This window comes from Pseudomonas sp. PS01300, from assembly GCF_029960155.1.
In the GTDB taxonomy this organism is placed as follows: Bacteria; Pseudomonadota; Gammaproteobacteria; order Pseudomonadales; family Pseudomonadaceae; genus Aquipseudomonas; species Aquipseudomonas palmensis.
The window spans coordinates 14,063-28,594 of the sequence record NZ_JASCPN010000031.1 but is presented as its reverse complement, the minus strand read 5'-3'; the positions used below and the strand labels follow the sequence as shown (position 1 = coordinate 28,594).

Annotated in this window: 15 protein-coding genes; 6 read left to right on the top strand and 9 right to left on the bottom strand. The window is 66.9% G+C overall.

Annotation, left to right across the window (positions count from 1 at the left end; translation table 11 throughout):
* Positions 1 to 96: 96 nt before the first annotated feature.
* The 9 genes from QMX96_RS15880 to QMX96_RS15840 are packed head-to-tail and all read right to left on the bottom strand — an operon-like array spanning position 97 to position 6,988.
* Positions 97 to 879 (bottom strand): fumarylacetoacetate hydrolase family protein, encoded by a 783-nt coding sequence (locus QMX96_RS15880; RefSeq protein ID WP_282362041.1) that lies wholly within the window; start codon positions 877 to 879, stop codon positions 97 to 99.
* A 29-nt stretch (positions 880 to 908) separates the two neighbouring features.
* A complete protein-coding gene (locus QMX96_RS15875; protein WP_043861080.1) occupies positions 909 to 1,880 on the bottom strand; it encodes a nitronate monooxygenase in 972 nt (323 codons plus the stop codon).
* Positions 1,881 to 1,911: 31 nt separating this feature from the next.
* On the bottom strand, positions 1,912 to 2,724 hold the full coding sequence (gene hcaB, locus QMX96_RS15870) for a 3-(cis-5,6-dihydroxycyclohexa-1,3-dien-1-yl)propanoate dehydrogenase (RefSeq protein WP_054916105.1): 813 nt from the start codon (positions 2,722 to 2,724) through the stop codon (positions 1,912 to 1,914).
* Positions 2,725 to 2,734: 10 nt separating this feature from the next.
* Positions 2,735 to 3,265 carry a 3-phenylpropionate/cinnamic acid dioxygenase subunit beta gene (locus QMX96_RS15865; RefSeq protein ID WP_043861078.1) on the bottom strand — a complete coding sequence of 177 codons (531 nt, stop codon included), beginning with the start codon at positions 3,263 to 3,265 and terminating at the stop codon, positions 2,735 to 2,737.
* A gap of 10 nt (positions 3,266 to 3,275) precedes the next feature.
* Entirely contained in the window at positions 3,276 to 4,625 is a 1,350-nt protein-coding gene (locus tag QMX96_RS15860) for an SRPBCC family protein (RefSeq protein ID WP_043861077.1), read from the bottom strand.
* A 38-nt stretch (positions 4,626 to 4,663) separates the two neighbouring features.
* Positions 4,664 to 5,017, bottom strand: a complete 354-nt coding sequence (locus tag QMX96_RS15855; RefSeq protein ID WP_043861076.1) for a non-heme iron oxygenase ferredoxin subunit — start codon at positions 5,015 to 5,017, stop codon at positions 4,664 to 4,666.
* Positions 5,014 to 5,865, bottom strand: a complete 852-nt coding sequence (locus tag QMX96_RS15850; RefSeq protein WP_054916106.1) for a protocatechuate 3,4-dioxygenase — start codon at positions 5,863 to 5,865, stop codon at positions 5,014 to 5,016. The genes QMX96_RS15855 and QMX96_RS15850 overlap by 4 nt, the downstream gene beginning before the upstream one ends.
* Positions 5,866 to 5,869: 4 nt before the next feature.
* Entirely contained in the window at positions 5,870 to 6,166 is a 297-nt protein-coding gene (locus tag QMX96_RS15845; protein WP_043861074.1) for an extradiol ring-cleavage dioxygenase, read from the bottom strand.
* A 6-nt stretch (positions 6,167 to 6,172) separates the two neighbouring features.
* Positions 6,173 to 6,988 (bottom strand): alpha/beta hydrolase, encoded by an 816-nt coding sequence (locus QMX96_RS15840; protein WP_282362040.1) that lies wholly within the window; start codon positions 6,986 to 6,988, stop codon positions 6,173 to 6,175.
* 294 nt (positions 6,989 to 7,282) lie between these two features.
* On the opposite strand from QMX96_RS15840, the gene QMX96_RS15835 reads away from it, so the two are divergent.
* The 6 genes from QMX96_RS15835 to QMX96_RS15810 all read left to right on the top strand — a co-directional run bounded on the left by QMX96_RS15835 (position 7,283) and on the right by QMX96_RS15810 (position 14,377).
* Positions 7,283 to 7,864 (top strand): TetR/AcrR family transcriptional regulator, encoded by a 582-nt coding sequence (locus tag QMX96_RS15835; RefSeq protein ID WP_043861072.1) that lies wholly within the window; start codon positions 7,283 to 7,285, stop codon positions 7,862 to 7,864.
* A gap of 447 nt (positions 7,865 to 8,311) precedes the next feature.
* Complete coding sequence (locus QMX96_RS15830; RefSeq protein WP_043861071.1) at positions 8,312 to 9,349, top strand: branched-chain amino acid ABC transporter permease; 1,038 nt, start codon at positions 8,312 to 8,314, stop codon at positions 9,347 to 9,349.
* Complete coding sequence (locus QMX96_RS15825) at positions 9,349 to 11,115, top strand: branched-chain amino acid ABC transporter ATP-binding protein/permease (protein ID WP_052504234.1); 1,767 nt, start codon at positions 9,349 to 9,351, stop codon at positions 11,113 to 11,115. Before QMX96_RS15830 ends, QMX96_RS15825 begins: the two co-directional genes overlap by 1 nt.
* Before the next feature lie 5 nt (positions 11,116 to 11,120).
* Positions 11,121 to 11,879 carry an ABC transporter ATP-binding protein gene (locus tag QMX96_RS15820; RefSeq protein WP_229589366.1) on the top strand — a complete coding sequence of 253 codons (759 nt, stop codon included), beginning with the start codon at positions 11,121 to 11,123 and terminating at the stop codon, positions 11,877 to 11,879.
* A 48-nt stretch (positions 11,880 to 11,927) separates the two neighbouring features.
* Entirely contained in the window at positions 11,928 to 13,064 is a 1,137-nt protein-coding gene (locus tag QMX96_RS15815) for an ABC transporter substrate-binding protein (RefSeq protein ID WP_043861069.1), read from the top strand.
* 32 nt (positions 13,065 to 13,096) lie between these two features.
* A complete protein-coding gene (locus QMX96_RS15810) occupies positions 13,097 to 14,377 on the top strand; it encodes an OprD family porin (protein WP_078480803.1) in 1,281 nt (426 codons plus the stop codon).
* Positions 14,378 to 14,532 lie beyond the last annotated feature (155 nt).

Genomic DNA, 14,532 nt, shown 5'->3' with positions numbered 1-14,532 from the left:
CTCGTGAGCGCGGCAGACCGTCGGCCCGCTGCTCACTGGTTTTATTGTTGTAGGTACCGGCGGTCGGTCAGGCCGCCGGGTTCAAGCCGGCACGGCTCAGGTGAAGCGACAGCTCACTTCGCCCAGGCGGGTCAGGCGCAGGCGCAGGCTGTCGCCCGCCACCACCGGCACCATCGGCCCCAGCGCGCCGGACAGCAGCACGTCACCGGCCTGCAGCGGGCGCCCGGCCAGGGCCATCGTGCGCGCCAGCCACAGGCAGGCATCCAGGGGGTTGCCCATGCACGCGGCGCCCACGCCGATGGCGGCCTGGGCACTGTTCTTCTCCAGCAGCATGCCTTCCAGAGCCAGGTCCAGGCCGTGCAGGCTGACCGGGGTCTTGCCCAGCACGTAGAGGCCCGAGGAGGCGTTGTCGGCCACGGTGTCGACCAGGGTGATCTTCCAGTCCTCGATGGCCGAGTCGACGATTTCCAGCGCCGGCAGCACATGGTCGACCGCGCGCAGCAGCTCGCCCAGGGTGGTGTCGGGGTCGGGCAGGTCGCGCCCCAGCACGAAGGCGATCTCGCCCTCGGCCTTGGGCTGGATCAGCCGCGTGCTGTCGATGGCCTGGCCATCGTGGCATTCCATGTCGGCGAACAGCATGCCGAAGTCGGGCTGGTCGACGCCCAGTTGCTGCTGCACCGCCAGCGAGGTGAGGCCGACCTTGCGCCCGCTCAGGCGCCGGCCGGCGGCCAGCGCGGCCTGGGTGGCGAGTTCCTGCACGGCGTAGGCGTCGTGCAGCGACTGGATGTCGAAACGCTCGGAAATGCGCCCGCACGGGGTGCGGGTCGAGCGGGCCTGGGCCAGCGCTGCGGCGGCGGCCTGAAGGTTGGGGTGGGTCATGGGGTTGCTCCTGAACGGGTCCGGTTGGCTTACAACGCGCGCGCGCGACTCTGGCGATAGCCCTGGTGCAGTTCGTCGACCAGCTCGGCCACGCTGCAGGTGCGGGTGATCTGGCCCACGCCCTGCCCCGCCGACCACACGTGCTTCCACGCCTTGTTGGCAGTGGCGATGTCGCCGGAGAAGTCGATGCTGGGGCGGGTTTCGCTGCGCGGGTCGATGCCGGCCTTGTCCAGCGACGGCTGCATCCAGTTGGCCAGCACACCGCTGACCGCCTTGGTGGTGGTCACCTGGTCCAGCGAGCACTCCACCAGCATGTCGCGGTAGGCGTCCTCGACCAGGCTTTCGTGGGTGGCGATCAGGCGCGTGCCCACCAGCGAGAAGTCGCAGCCCAGCACCTGCGCGGCATGGATGTCGCGCCCGTTGGAGATCGCCCCGGCCAGGCCCAGCGGGCCGTCCCAGAACTCGCGCACTTCGGCGACGAAGGCGAACGGGTTGTAGTTGCCTGTATGCCCGCCGGCGCCGTTGCACACCAGCACCAGGCCATCGACGCCGGCGGCCACGGCCTTGCGTGCCAGGGCCGGGCTGATCACGTCGGCGATCACCACCCCGCCATAGGCGTGCACGGTGTCGAGCACGCGCTTGGGGCTGCCCAGGGCGGTGGAAACGATCGGCGGCTGGTAACGGCGCACCAGTTCAAGCTCGGCCTCGAAGCGGTCGTAGGTGCTGTGCACGATCATGTTGAGCATCCACGGCGCCCACTGCTCGCCACGCTGCTGCGCGGCGTCACGCTCGCCGACGATCTGTTCCAGCCATTGCTGCAGTTGCTCGACGGTGCGCGCATTGGGCGCCGGCAGGCTGCCGACGATGCCGGCCTGGCAGCTGGCGGCGAGCAGGCGCGGGCCCGACACCAGGAACATCGGCGCGGCCAGCACCGGCAGGTCGAGCCCGGCGAACAGGTTCAGGAGTTGCTGTTGCGGTGCACTCAGGCTTGTTGTTGTCATCACGCATCTCTCTTGTTCTGGTTATCAAGGCTCAGGCCTTGCGCGACCGCGTGGGGCCGGCGCTGCGAATCTCCCAGCCGCCATCGCTGTGGATGATGTTGGCGGTGGTCAACCCGGCATTCTCGCGCGAGGCCAGCAGCACGTAGTGCCCGGTGTGGTCCTCGGGCTCGGCAATCCGTTGCAGGGGCACAGCCTGCGCGGCACCGGCCTCGAACCCGGGGATCTGGTTGAGCGGTACGCTGCGGCTGTTCAGGCCATCCAGGCTTTTCATCGGCGTGTTGGTCGCCCCCGGCGCCACGCCGTTGACCCGGATGTCCGGCGCCAGCTCGTAGGCCAGCTGGCGGATCATGCCCACCAGCGCATGCTTGGCGGTGACGTACAGAATGCCACCACCGCCGGCATAAAAGGCACTGTTGGACAAGGTAAAGATCATGCTGCCACGGGTTTGGCGCAGCGCCTCGATCGACGCCTGCGCGCCGAGCAGGTAGCCCTGCACGTTGGTGGCGAAGAGTTTCTGGAACGCACCCTCGAAATCCTGCGGGGCGATGCGGTCCAGGCGGGTGAAATAGTCGAACACCGCAGCGTTGCCGACGAAGGTGTCGAGCCTGCCGAACGCCTCCAGGGTGGCGGCCACGGCGCGCTGGTTATCCTGATAGCGCGCCACGTCGCCCTGCACGGTGATCACCGCATCGCCCAGCTCGGCAGCCAGCGCCGCCAGTTGCGCCGCGTCGCGGCCCATTACCGCGACCCTGGCGCCTTCGGCCACGTAGCGGCGCACGATGGCGCTGCCGATGCCGCCGGTACCGCCGGTGACCAGTGCCACCTGCCCTTTCAACCAAGCCATGTGCAGGCCCTCATAGGAACGTGTTGATGTTCTTGCACAGCAACATCGCGTTGGGGATCAGAATCTTGCGCTTGAGCAGCTTGAGGCCCTCGGCCTCCAGGCGCAGCACGTCCTCGCGCCGCCCGGCCAGCTGGGCGTGTTCGTCCAGGCCGCGGCTGCGCACGTTGACGAAGCACGAGTACGCCAGGTACTCGCCCGGCTCGGCGCCGGCGTACACCTCGATGTTGCTGACCAGGTGCACGTTGCGCGTGGGCGGGTTCTCGGCCCAGGCCGAGGGCTGCTTGAAGCGCGCCACGCGGCGCTTGAGCTCGCGCATGCCGTCATCGAAGAAGGCCATGTGCTCCAGGCGGTAGGGCCCGGACTTGTCTTCGCGGCGACGGTTCTCGATGCCGGGCATCCAGTAGTGAATGGCTTCGCTCAGGCTCAGCAGCCATTGGTCCCAGCACTCGTTGTCGAGCAGGCGCGCCTCGCGCAGCAGAAACTGTTCGACCCGGCGGGCCTCGTCGATGGACACCGGGGTGTCCTGCAGTTGGTGTGTCATCTCGCCCCCCTCAGCGCAGCGTGCCGTTGCGGTCTGGTACGTCGGCCCAGGTCGGTGCCTGCAGCAGGTCTTTCCAGCGCTGGTAGAACGCCCGCGCGTTGCATTCGTTGAGCTGGCCCTTGAACACGTTGCCCGGCAGCTCGCTGTCGTCCAGGCGGGTGTGCATGCCCAGGCCCACGTACAGGTCCTGGTAGCGCGTGACCACGCCCCGGCTGGTCTTGGTGCAGTATTCCCAGTTCTCGCCGTCGTCCATCTCGAACACGCCGGTGGGCGAGAAGGTCATCATCGCGCCACGGCGCCATTTGTCCTTGATGTCCTGCGGGGCGTTCTTGTTGACGATGACCCAGGTGAACAGCTCGATCTTGTGCGGGCCACGCGGCTGCCAGATGCGCACGGTGTTCTGCCCCGGCAGGAACGAGAAGTTGGGGAACACGGTGAACGAGGAGATCGCGCCGATCAGCTTCGAGCGGAACTCGCCCAGGCGCTCGGCGACCTTGGGGCGCAGCACGTGCAGGTACTTGTTGATGTCCTTTTCGCCCAGGGTGGCGGCGTTGCCGACCACGTCGGTGGCGAACTCGTAGCCGTGGCCGTTCCAGTTCACCGAGTAGGATTCGGGCAGTTCGCCGACATTGGCCACCGGGCCGCCGAGCATGGCCTTGGCCGCCGAGTCGTGGGTCCAGCCGCCGTGCAGGATGTCGCCGACGAAGTTTTCGGCGGCGATCTTCCAGTTGCACTCGATGGTGGAGCGGATGCAGCCGCCCAGGAACTCGCTGCCGCCCTCGTCCATGTCGAGCATCACGTCCATGTACCAGGTCATCGGCCCGAGGTACTCCTCCAGGGTCGGCGCATCGCTGGCAAAGGTGGCGAACACCAGGCCCTTGTAGCTGGCCACGCGGGCTTCGCGCAGTCCATGCCTGGACTTGTCGAACTGGCTTTCTTCGTAGCACTTGGATTCGTGCATGCCCATCAGGCGCCCGCCATCGGCGCCGAACGACCAGCCGTGGTAGTTGCAGATGAAGCCGCGGGCGTTGCCGGCCTCGGCAAAGCACACCTTGTTGCCGCGGTGCGGGCAGGCATTTAGGAACACCTTGATCGAGGCGTCCTTCTGGCGTACCACCAGCACTTCGTCTTCACCCATCGAGGTGGTCAGGTAGTCGCCGGACCTGGGCAGCTGGGATTCGTGGGCGACGAACAGCCAGCAGCGCGCGAAGATCTTCTCCAGCTCCTGCTCGTAGATCGCCTCGTCCCAGAACACCTTGCCCGACAGGCGCCCCTCCTGCATGTCACAGAGGCGGTCGAGGTTGCCCAGGGCGGGCGTGCTTTCGAGGGTTCTGAGCGGTATGTGCTTGTTGTTATCCATGGTTCAGACTCACAGGTATGCGGTTGGACGGCGCCCGGTCAGACCGGGCTGTCGGCGTCGGCCAGCGCCTCGTCGGCTTCCAGGGCCGTGTCGGCATACACCTCGCGGTCGGTGACGATGACCTTGTAGGTGCGCAGGTGCCGTTCGCAGGGGAAGGTCACAGCCTTGCCGCTAGGGATATGGAACTGGCCCCAGTGCACCGGGCAGGTGATCAGGTCGTCTTCCATGTCGCCTTCGGCCAGCGAGGCGGTGGCGTGGGTGCACATGTCGGTGGTGGCGTAGAAGGTGCCGCCCAGGTTGTAGACGCACAGGGCATCGCCATCGCCGTTGGCGACCTTCTTCAGTTCGCCCGGCGCCAGCTCGTCACGCTGGCAAAGCAGTACGCGGCTCATGCCGGCTCCTCGTTGTTGAGTTGCACAAAGCCCAGGCCGGTGACCCAGGCGGGCACGGCTTCATAGGCGATCACTTCACCGCGCGGACGCTCCAGGGCGGCCATGGCGCAGGCGAAGTTGCGGATTTCCATCGCGCCGTTGCCGGCCCGACGCAGGATGTCTTCGTCGCGGTAGGCGCACAGTGCCTGCAGGTCGCCGTTGACCCCGTGGGCAAGGATTTCGCGGTCGAAGTCCTCGGCCACCTGGCCCATCTCGACGGTGCCTACCCAGTGGCTGATGCCGCCGCTGCCGATGATCACCACGCGCTCGTCGGCGTCGAACGCCTCGACTGCCGCGCGCAGTTGCCGGCCCAGGTCGGCCGAGCGCTCCAGCGAGATGTACGGGTCGACGCCGCACGCCAGGTACACCGGGATGCTCGGCAGCTCACGGCCCAGCAGGGCCTCGGCCGGCTTGACCACCAGCTGGTGCGGGATCGAGAACGAATGGTCGACGGTGAAGCTGCGCGCCACGGTCCAGTCCACGCCCTGCCCTTCACCGTGATGGACGATGTGCTCGGCCAGCGCCTGGTGGTTGCGCACCACGCCCCGGTCCAGGCCCGGCAGGCGGTCGATGGGGCCGTCCACGTCGCCGGTGCCGATCACGTAGCGCGGCAGGCAATGGGGGCCGAACAGGATGTAGTGATCACAGCCGACGATGATCACCGCCGTGGGCTGCAAGGCGGCCAGGCGCTCGGCGCATTGGGCATAGGCGCCCCATACGGCATCGCGTTGTGCGGCCGGTGGCGCTTCGGGCGCCACGAACATCACCGGGTCATGCGGCATCCAGAAGCCGCCCACTATCTTGCCCATCGGTTCACCCCTTGAGCGCGGCGGAAAACCCCGCGCCTTGTTCATCGGTACAGCCCAGGCGCTGCTTGTAGACGCGCATGCTGCGTTGCGGCGAAAGCTCCTGCCAGAAGCCCATGGTCAGCATCGGGTTGACCCCGGCCGCCTGCAGGCCGGCCACGTCGAAGTCGAGGATCATCTGCGCCTCGTCGGGGGCCAGGGCAAAGCGCTGCACGAAGCCTGCGGCGTCTTCACGAAAGCGCTGCTTGGCCGCGCGCTCCACGCACAGCTGCCACAGCACCCGCTCCATCACGTTTCTGCTCATGCCGGACTACTCGCCGAGAAAGTCGCGAACCAGCGCGGCAAAGCGCCGTGGCTGCTCGCTCTGGACCCAGTGACCGCAGCGCCCGAACAGGTGCAGGTCGGCGTCGGCAATGCTGTTGGCGATCAGCAGCCCGCACTCCGGCGGCACCACACGGTCTTCGCGGCCGTGTACCACCAGCGTCGGCGCCACGATCTTGGCCAGCGCGGCGGCGGGGAAGCCCTTGACCATCGTCTGGCCTTCGGCGGCGGGCTGCGGGATCAGCTTGCGCAAGGCGGCCTGGGCACCGGGCCGGGCACTGGCCTCGTAGCGGGCCTGCACCATGGCGTCGGTGATCAGCGCCTGGTCGTAGGGGAACAGCTCCATCAGCTGGCGCATGTTGGCCAGCGACGGCTCGTACTCCCAGGCACCGCGCAGGCCGGGGGTCTGCACGAACTCGCCGGCCGGGGTGCCGAGCAGCACCAGCTTGTTGACGCGCTCGGGGGCGAACACCGCCAGGCCGATGGCCAGGGCGCCGCCGAACGAGTTGCCGATGAAGGAGGCCTTCTGGATATCCAGGGCATCCATGATGCCGATCAGGTGGCTGACCCACAGCTTGATGTCGTACCGGGCGTCATCCTTGAACTCGGTGAAACCGAAGCCGGCGATGTCCGGCACGATCACCCGCCAGCGGTCGGCGAACACCGGCACGCTGGCGGCCCAGTTGGCCCAACCCGAAACACCCGGGCCCGAGCCGTGCAGCAGGAACAGCGGCTCGCCCTGGCCGGCCTCGTGGTAGTGGGTGTGGTGCCCTGCTGCGAGCAGAGTCTTTGCAGTTGCGCTCATGTCGGCCTCCGGTTTTTATTCTTAACATACAGTTGTGTATCTGCATGCTATTTACCGTTTTGACCTGAGTCAATGAAAAAACATGACTATTTTCAAATAATGAGCAGCCGTACCTACACCTATGTACTGTCATGTATGGCAGGATGCGGACACCCGGCACTGGCCTTGTGGCCAATGCCGGCAATAGCTTCGCCGTTGCGGCGGGCGTTAGAATGACGGTTTGCTGCCAAGGCCAAGCGTCGAAACCTGCGCTGCCCTGGCGCTTATCCAGCTTGTTGGACAAGGCCCTACACAATGTCATCACGCACCAACCTCACGCGGGAAGATTGGATTCATGCGGCACAGGAAGTGCTTGTCACCAGCGGCGTCGACGCCGTGCGCGTCGACACCCTGGCCAAGGAACTGAAGATCACCCGTGGCAGTTTCTACTACCACTTCAAAAGCCGCGGCGAACTGCTCGAAGGCATCCTGGGCAACTGGCGCGCACGCGCCACCGAGGATGTGATCCTCAACCTGCGCACGGCCCACAGCTCGCCGCTGCAGCAGTTGCAGCGCCTGCTGGAGCTGCCTTCCCACGGCCAGACCGCCAAGGACGCCGCCTCGATCGAACTGGGCATCCGCGGCTGGGCGCGGCGCGACAAGCAGGCGCGCCAGGCCATCGACGAGGTGGACAGCCATCGCCTGAACTACATCGAGGGGCTGCTGATTCAGGCCGGCGTGCCCAGCGACGAAGCCCAGGACCGCGCCTACCTGATCTACGCCTACCAGATCAGCCTGTCGCTGCTGCACAGCGAAGACACCCCGCAACAACGCCTGGCGCGCAGCCAGCGCATGGCCGGCATCCTCCTCCCCGCGTGCAGCCACGCCCCGGCCTGAGCGCCTGTGCCGACCCGTTCGGCACATTGCAAATACACAAATGTATCTTTGTATATCCAATACCCGCCATCCAGCGGGTATTGGCACGCCCGTCTTGAAAAATATTTATTCAATAAATTCAAATAGATAATCGAATAAATCGGCGAATGCAGGCGCGCCGCTGCGGCGCCTGTTGACAAGCCGCCCACCTTCCCGCGTAGTCTATACATACACATGCACATGTGTATTTAAACGCCTTGCATGTTGCCCTGCCCCGGGCAGGGGCGCACCACAATAAGAATAGAAAACGAGTACTTCACTATGCACGCGCCTGCACGCTCTCGCCGGGTCCCGCCCTGCGCGCCCGACCCGTCACGCCCCCGGTACGGCACCGCCGCACCGACGCCGACCGCCCTCTGCGACCGGCATCCCACCTCCCCCTTGCCCACTGCTCGCTGAGGCCTGCCCATGGATTTCTCGATACTGGCGTTTCTTGCCCAGGACGGCCTGACCACGGGCGCGATCTACGCACTGGTGGCGCTGGCCCTGGTGCTGGTGTTCTCGGTGACGCGCACCATCCTGGTGTGCCAGGGCGACTTCGTCACCTACAGCGCCCTGACCCTGGCCACCCTGCAGCTGGGCCTGATGCCCGGCACCGTGTGGCTGCTGCTGGGCTGCTCGCTGGCCGCCTGCGCACTGGACTGCACCGACGCCGCACGGCGCCGTCAATGGCGCCGGCTGCCGGGCCTGCTGGCGCGCTACCTGAGCCTGCCGCTGCTGTTGTGGGCGGTGCTGGGCAACCTCGACCTGGCGAGCCTGCCGGCGCTGCTGCAGATTCTGCTGACCCTGGCCCTGGTCACGCCGCTGGGGCCGTTGCTGTACCGCCTGGTGTACCAGCGGGTGGCCGAGACCTCGGTGCTGTTGCTGTTGATCGTGTCGGTGGCGGTGCATATAGCGCTGGTGGGCGTGAGCCTGCTGATGTTCGGCGCCGAGGGCGTGCGCACCGAAGCCCTGGCCGAGTCGGTGTTCATGCTCGGCGAGCTGCCGGTGGGCCTGCAGAGCCTGCTGGTGATCGGCAGCGCGCTGCTGCTGATCGGCCTGCTGTATGCCTTCTTCGGCCACAGCCTGTACGGCAAGGCGCTGCGTGCCACTGCGCTCAACCGTACCGGCGCGCAGCTGGTGGGCATCCCCACCCAGCTGGCCGGCAAGGCCGCGTTCGGCCTGGCCGCGCTGATCGGCGCGATCTCCGGGGTACTGATCGGCCCGCTGACCACGCTGTATTACGACTCGGGCTTTCTGATCAGCCTCAAGGGCTTTGTGGCGGCGATCTTCGGCGGCCTGGCCAGTTACCCGATAGCCGCGGCCAGTGCGTTCTTCGTCGGCGTGCTGGAGAGCTTCGCCAACTTCGGCGCCTCGGCCTACAAGGAGGTCATCGTGTTCACCGTGGTGATCCCGGTGCTGCTGTGGCTGTCGCTGAAAAACCCGCATCTGGAGGAGCAACACTGATGGCCCTGCGACTGATCCCCCTGTTGGCCCTGCTGCTGGTGGCGGGCCTGGCGCCGCTGGTGCTGCCCGCGTTTCACGTGACCCTGCTCAACTACATCGGCCTGTACAGCCTGGTGGCCCTGGGCCTGGTGCTGCTGACCGGCATCGGCGGCATGACCTCGTTCGGCCAGGCCGCATTCGTGGGCATTGGCGCCTACGCCAGCGCGGTGCTCACCACCCAGTACGGCCTGTCGCCGTGGCTGGGCCTGCTGGCGGGGCTGGCGATCACCCTGGTGGTGGCCACCAGCCTGGGCCTGCTGACCCTGCGCCTGGCCGGGCACTACCTGCCCATCGGCACCCTGGCCTGGGGCCTGGCGCTGTTCTACCTGTTCGGCAACCTGCCGGGCCTGGGCGGCTTCGGCGGCCTGCAGAACCTGCCGAACATCGAGCTGCTGGGCTGGCAGATCAGCGGCTCGGCCGATTTCGCCGTGCTGATCGGGTTGCTGCTGGCGGCCAGCCTGTGGCTGCTCGACAACCTGCTGCACAGCCGCCAGGGCCGTGCCATCCGCACCCTCAAGGAATCGGCCGGGATGGCCGAGGCGATGGGCATCGATACCGCACGCAGCCGCCTGCAGGTGTTCATCATCGCCGCCCTGCTCGCGGCCCTGTCGGGCTGGCTGTACGCGCACCTGCAGCGGGTGGTCAACCCCACGCCGTTCTCGGTGGTGATGGGCATCGAGTACCTGTTCATGATCGTGTTGGGCGGCGTCGCCAGCCTGTGGGGCGCGCTGCTGGGCGCAGCGTTGCTGACCCTGATCAAGCAGGTGCTGCAGGACGTGCTGCCGCAGCTGTTCGGGCACGCCGACAACGTCGAGATGATCTTCTTCGGCGTGCTGGTGATCCTGGTGCTGCAGTACGCCCGCGGCGGCCTGCTGCCGGTACTGCGCAGCGTGCTGCCGGCCAGCCGCCCGCGCACCCTGGCGCTGGATGACGCGCCGGCCCTGCCCCGGCGCAGCATGCCGGCGGCCGGCAAGCCGCTGATGGTGGCCCAGGGGCTGCTCAAGCAGTTCGGCGGGCTGGTGGCCAACAAGAACATGGGCCTGTCGGTGAATGCCGCCGAGGTGACCGCGCTGATCGGCCCCAACGGCGCCGGCAAGTCGACCCTGTTCAACCTGTTGTCGGGGGTGCTGACGCCCAATGCCGGGCAGATCACCTTCAACGGCCAGCGCATCGAAGGCCTGTCGCCGCGCGCCATTGCCCACCTGGGCGTGAGCCGCACCTTCCAGCACGTGCGCCTGCTGGGCGAGATGAGCGTGCTGGAGAACGTCGCCCTCGGCGCCCATGCCCGGGGCAAGGCCGGGCTGCTGCGCTCGATGCTGCACCTGGAACGCAAGGAAGAAGCCGCCCTGCTCGCCGAGGCCACGCGTCAGATCCAGCGGGTGGGCCTGGGCGAATACCTGCACACCCCGGCCGGCAGCCTGCCGCTGGGCCAGCAGCGCATCGTCGAGATCGCCCGCGCGCTGTGCAGCGACCCGTTGCTGTTGCTGCTCGACGAACCCGCCGCCGGCCTGCGCCATGGCGAGAAACAGGCGCTGGCGCAACTGCTCGAGCAGTTGCGTGGCGAGGGCCTGGGCGTGCTGCTGGTGGAGCACGACATGGAGTTCGTGATGGGCCTGGCCGACCACATCGTGGTGATGGAATTCGGCCAGCCCCTGGCCAGCGGCACCCCGCTGCAGATCCAGCAGAACCCTGCGGTGCTGGCCGCCTACCTCGGAGGTGTCGAATGAGTCGCCTGCTGGATGTGCGCAACCTGTCGATCAACCACGGCAAGGTCGAGGCGGTACGCAACCTCGACCTGCACCTGGAGGAAGGCCAGATCGTCAGCCTGATCGGCCCCAATGGCGCCGGCAAGACCACCCTGATGGCGGCGCTGATCGGCCTGCTGCCCTGCCAGGGCCAGGTGACCTACGCCGGCCAGGCGTTGCTGGGCCACCACGACGTGGCCCAGCGCATCGACCAGGGCATGGTGCTGGTGCCCGAGAGCCGCGAGCTGTTCGGCCTGATGAGCGTGGAAGACAACCTGCGCCTGGGCGCCTTCAGCCGCCACCGGCGCGGTTTTCGCGACCATCAGCAGACCCTCGACGAGGTGTTCGGGCTGTTCCCGCGCCTGCTCGAACGGCGCCAGCAGGCCGCCTGCACGCTGTCGGGCGGCGAGCGCCAGATGCTCGCCATCGGCCGCGCGCTGATGGCCAAACCGCGCCTGCTGATGCTCGACGAACCGAGCCTGGGCCTGGCGCCGCGGGTGATCGGCGAGATCTTCACCATCTTCGACACCCTGCGCCAGAGCGGCGTGTCGATTCTGCTGGTGGAGCAGAACGCCCGCGCTGCGCTGAAGATTTCCGACTACGGCTACGTGCTGGAGGTCGGCGAGATCGTGCTTGAAGGCGACGCCCAGGCGTTGGCCAGCAACCCCCGGGTGGTCGAAAGCTACCTGGGCCGCGCACCCGCGCCCACCGCCACCACGGAGGTGATCAGCGCTACCGGCACGTAGCGCCCCGCAGCACTTGCCACACCCATAAAAACAATATCAGGAGCTTGCATGAAACCGATTCTTCCCTTGCTGTTGCTGGCCACGCTGTCGACCGCTGCACAGGCCGACATGACCGTCGGCGTGATTCTCTCCACCACCGGCCCGGGAGCCTCGCTGGGCATCCCCGAGCGCAATACCGTGGCGCTGCTGCCCAGGGAGATTGCCGGGCAGGCCGTCAAATACGTGGTACTGGACGATGCCAGCGACAGTACCGCCGCGGCCAAGAACGCGCGCAAGCTGGTCAGCGAGCACAAGGTCGACCTGCTGATCGGCTCGACCACCGTGCCCACCTCGGCAGCAGTCGCGCAGATCGCCAAGGAGAGCCAGACCGCGCAGATCGCCCTGGCACCGTTCAGCCCCGCCAGCGGCGAGCAGAGCTGGATCTTCACCATCGCCCAGACCAACACCCTGATGGCCCAGGCGCTGATCGAGCACATGCAGCAGAACGGTGTAAAGACCCTCGCCTACATCGGCTACAACGATGTGTGGGGCGAAGACTGGCACAAGGTGCTCAGCGAAATGGCGCCGGCGGCAGGCATCACGCTGGTGCGCGACGAGCGCTTCAACCGCACCGACTCGTCGGTCAGCGGCCAGGCGCTGAAGGTGATGAGCAGCAAGCCCGACGCGGTGCTGATCGGCGCCACCGGCACCCCGGCGGCACTGCCGCATACCGAGCTGCGCCGGCTGGGCTACAAGGGCACCGTGTACCACACCCACGGCGCGGCCAACAGCGCGTTCCTGCGCATCGGCGACAAGGCGCTCAACGGTGCGATACTGCCGGTGGGCCCGGTGGTGGTGTGGGACAAGCTGCCCGCCAGCCACCCCTCCAAGGCCATCGCCAGCCAGTACGCGCAGGACTACCAGGCCAAGTACGGCGACAACAGCCTGTCGCCGTTCGGCGCCTACCTGTACGACGCCATGCTGCTGGTGCAGGCGGCCACCCCGGCGGCGCTCAAGGGTGCCGAGCCCGGCACCGCGCAATTTCGCCAGCAACTGCGCGACCAGCTGGAGCAGACCCGCGACGTGGTCGGCACCCATGGCGTGTACAACCTCAGCGCCACCGACCATTTCGGCCATGACCAGCGCGCGCGTGCACTGGTGAGCGTGCAGGACCAGCAATGGGTCCTGCTGCATGCCCCTGAATAAACCCCCACAACAATAATAAAAAAGGCAGATCCATGAGCACTCTGAAACGGGTCAACACCACCCTCGCCCTCGGCACCCTGTGCGGGCTCAGCCCGGCACTGCTGGCCCAGGGTTTCATTGAAGACAGCAAGGCCACCCTGACCGCGCGCAACTACTACTTCGACCGTGACTACAAGGGCGAATCGGCGCAGTCGGCGACGCGCGAATGGGCCCAGGGCTTCATCCTGCGCTTCACTTCCGGCTACACCCCGGGCACCGTCGGCTTCGGCCTGGATGCCCAGGCCATGCTGGGCCTGAAACTGGACTCCAGCCCCTCGCGCACCGGCACCGGGCTGCTGCCGTTCGACCCCAGGGACCGCGACCCGCGCGACGATTATTCGGAGCTGGGCCTGACCGGCAAGGTCAAGGTCTCCAGGACCGAACTGCAGGCCGGCACCCTGGCACCGTTTTCGCCGATCCTGTTCGCCAGCCCCACGCGCCTGCTGCCGCAGACCTTTCGCGGGGTGCAGTTCAAGTCCCAGGACATCGACAACCTGACCCTCAGCGGCGGGCGCCTGGACCGCATGAACCAGCGCGATTCCACCAACTACCAGAAGATCACCGTCGCCGCGCCCAACCGGCGCTTCAATGGTGCAGCCGAGTCGGACAGCTTCACCTATGGCGGCGGCGACTATCAGTGGTCCGAGCAGCTGGTGCTCAAGTACTACCATGCGCAGCTGGAGGACATCTATCGCCAGGACTACGTCGGCTTCGTCGACAACCGTGCGGTGGCGAACGGGCGCCTGAAGACCGATGTGCGTTACCACATCAGCGGCGAGGACGGCCCGGCCAGGGCCGGCAAGGTCGACAACCGTACCTTCGGCGTGATGAGCACCTACAGCCTGGGCGCACACAGCCTGGGGCTGGGCTACATGCAATTGAGCGGCGATACGGCGATGCCGTACATCGCCGGGTCCGAGCCGATGGTGGTGAGCGAGGGCGCATTGAGCAGCGAGTTCCTCAACCCCAAGGAGCGTACCTGGCAGGTGCGCTATGACTACGACTTCGTCGCCCTGGGCGTACCGGGGCTCAAGGGCATGCTGCGTTACCTGGACGGCAGCCGCATCGAATTGCCGAATGCGCTGGGCGGCAGCGGGCGCAGCGAGAGCGAGAAGGACATCGAGTTGTCGTACGTGGTGCAGAGCGGCACGTTCAAGAACGTTGCATTGCGGTTGCGCCATGCGTGGTACCGCAATGACTTTGCCTCGACTGCGGCGTTCAGGGATGACAACGAGCTGCGGGTGAACGTGGATTACACCGTGGCGCTTTGGTAACGCGCTGGCATCGTGTGTAGATGAACAAACGCCCCGGCTTGCCGGGGCGTTTTGCATTCCAGGGTGGCCATGACAGTCCGATTGTCTTGCAGTGCCTGGTCAGGCCTCTCGCGGGTCAAGCCCGCTCCCACAGGGTCTTGCGGTGCGTCCAAAAT

Coding starts and splice junctions, on each gene's coding strand:
- QMX96_RS15880 (WP_282362041.1), bottom strand. CDS start 879: ATGACCCACCCCAACCTTCAGGCCGCCGCCGCAGCGCTGGCCCAGGCC.
- QMX96_RS15875 (WP_043861080.1), bottom strand. CDS start 1,880: ATGACAACAACAAGCCTGAGTGCACCGCAACAGCAACTCCTGAACCTG.
- hcaB (WP_054916105.1), bottom strand. CDS start 2,724: ATGGCTTGGTTGAAAGGGCAGGTGGCACTGGTCACCGGCGGTACCGGC.
- QMX96_RS15865 (WP_043861078.1), bottom strand. CDS start 3,265: ATGACACACCAACTGCAGGACACCCCGGTGTCCATCGACGAGGCCCGC.
- QMX96_RS15860 (WP_043861077.1), bottom strand. CDS start 4,625: ATGGATAACAACAAGCACATACCGCTCAGAACCCTCGAAAGCACGCCC.
- QMX96_RS15855 (WP_043861076.1), bottom strand. CDS start 5,017: ATGAGCCGCGTACTGCTTTGCCAGCGTGACGAGCTGGCGCCGGGCGAA.
- QMX96_RS15850 (WP_054916106.1), bottom strand. CDS start 5,865: ATGGGCAAGATAGTGGGCGGCTTCTGGATGCCGCATGACCCGGTGATG.
- QMX96_RS15845 (WP_043861074.1), bottom strand. CDS start 6,166: ATGAGCAGAAACGTGATGGAGCGGGTGCTGTGGCAGCTGTGCGTGGAG.
- QMX96_RS15840 (WP_282362040.1), bottom strand. CDS start 6,988: ATGAGCGCAACTGCAAAGACTCTGCTCGCAGCAGGGCACCACACCCAC.
- QMX96_RS15835 (WP_043861072.1), top strand. CDS start 7,283: ATGTCATCACGCACCAACCTCACGCGGGAAGATTGGATTCATGCGGCA.
- QMX96_RS15830 (WP_043861071.1), top strand. CDS start 8,312: ATGGATTTCTCGATACTGGCGTTTCTTGCCCAGGACGGCCTGACCACG.
- QMX96_RS15825 (WP_052504234.1), top strand. CDS start 9,349: ATGGCCCTGCGACTGATCCCCCTGTTGGCCCTGCTGCTGGTGGCGGGC.
- QMX96_RS15815 (WP_043861069.1), top strand. CDS start 11,928: ATGAAACCGATTCTTCCCTTGCTGTTGCTGGCCACGCTGTCGACCGCT.
- QMX96_RS15810 (WP_078480803.1), top strand. CDS start 13,097: ATGAGCACTCTGAAACGGGTCAACACCACCCTCGCCCTCGGCACCCTG.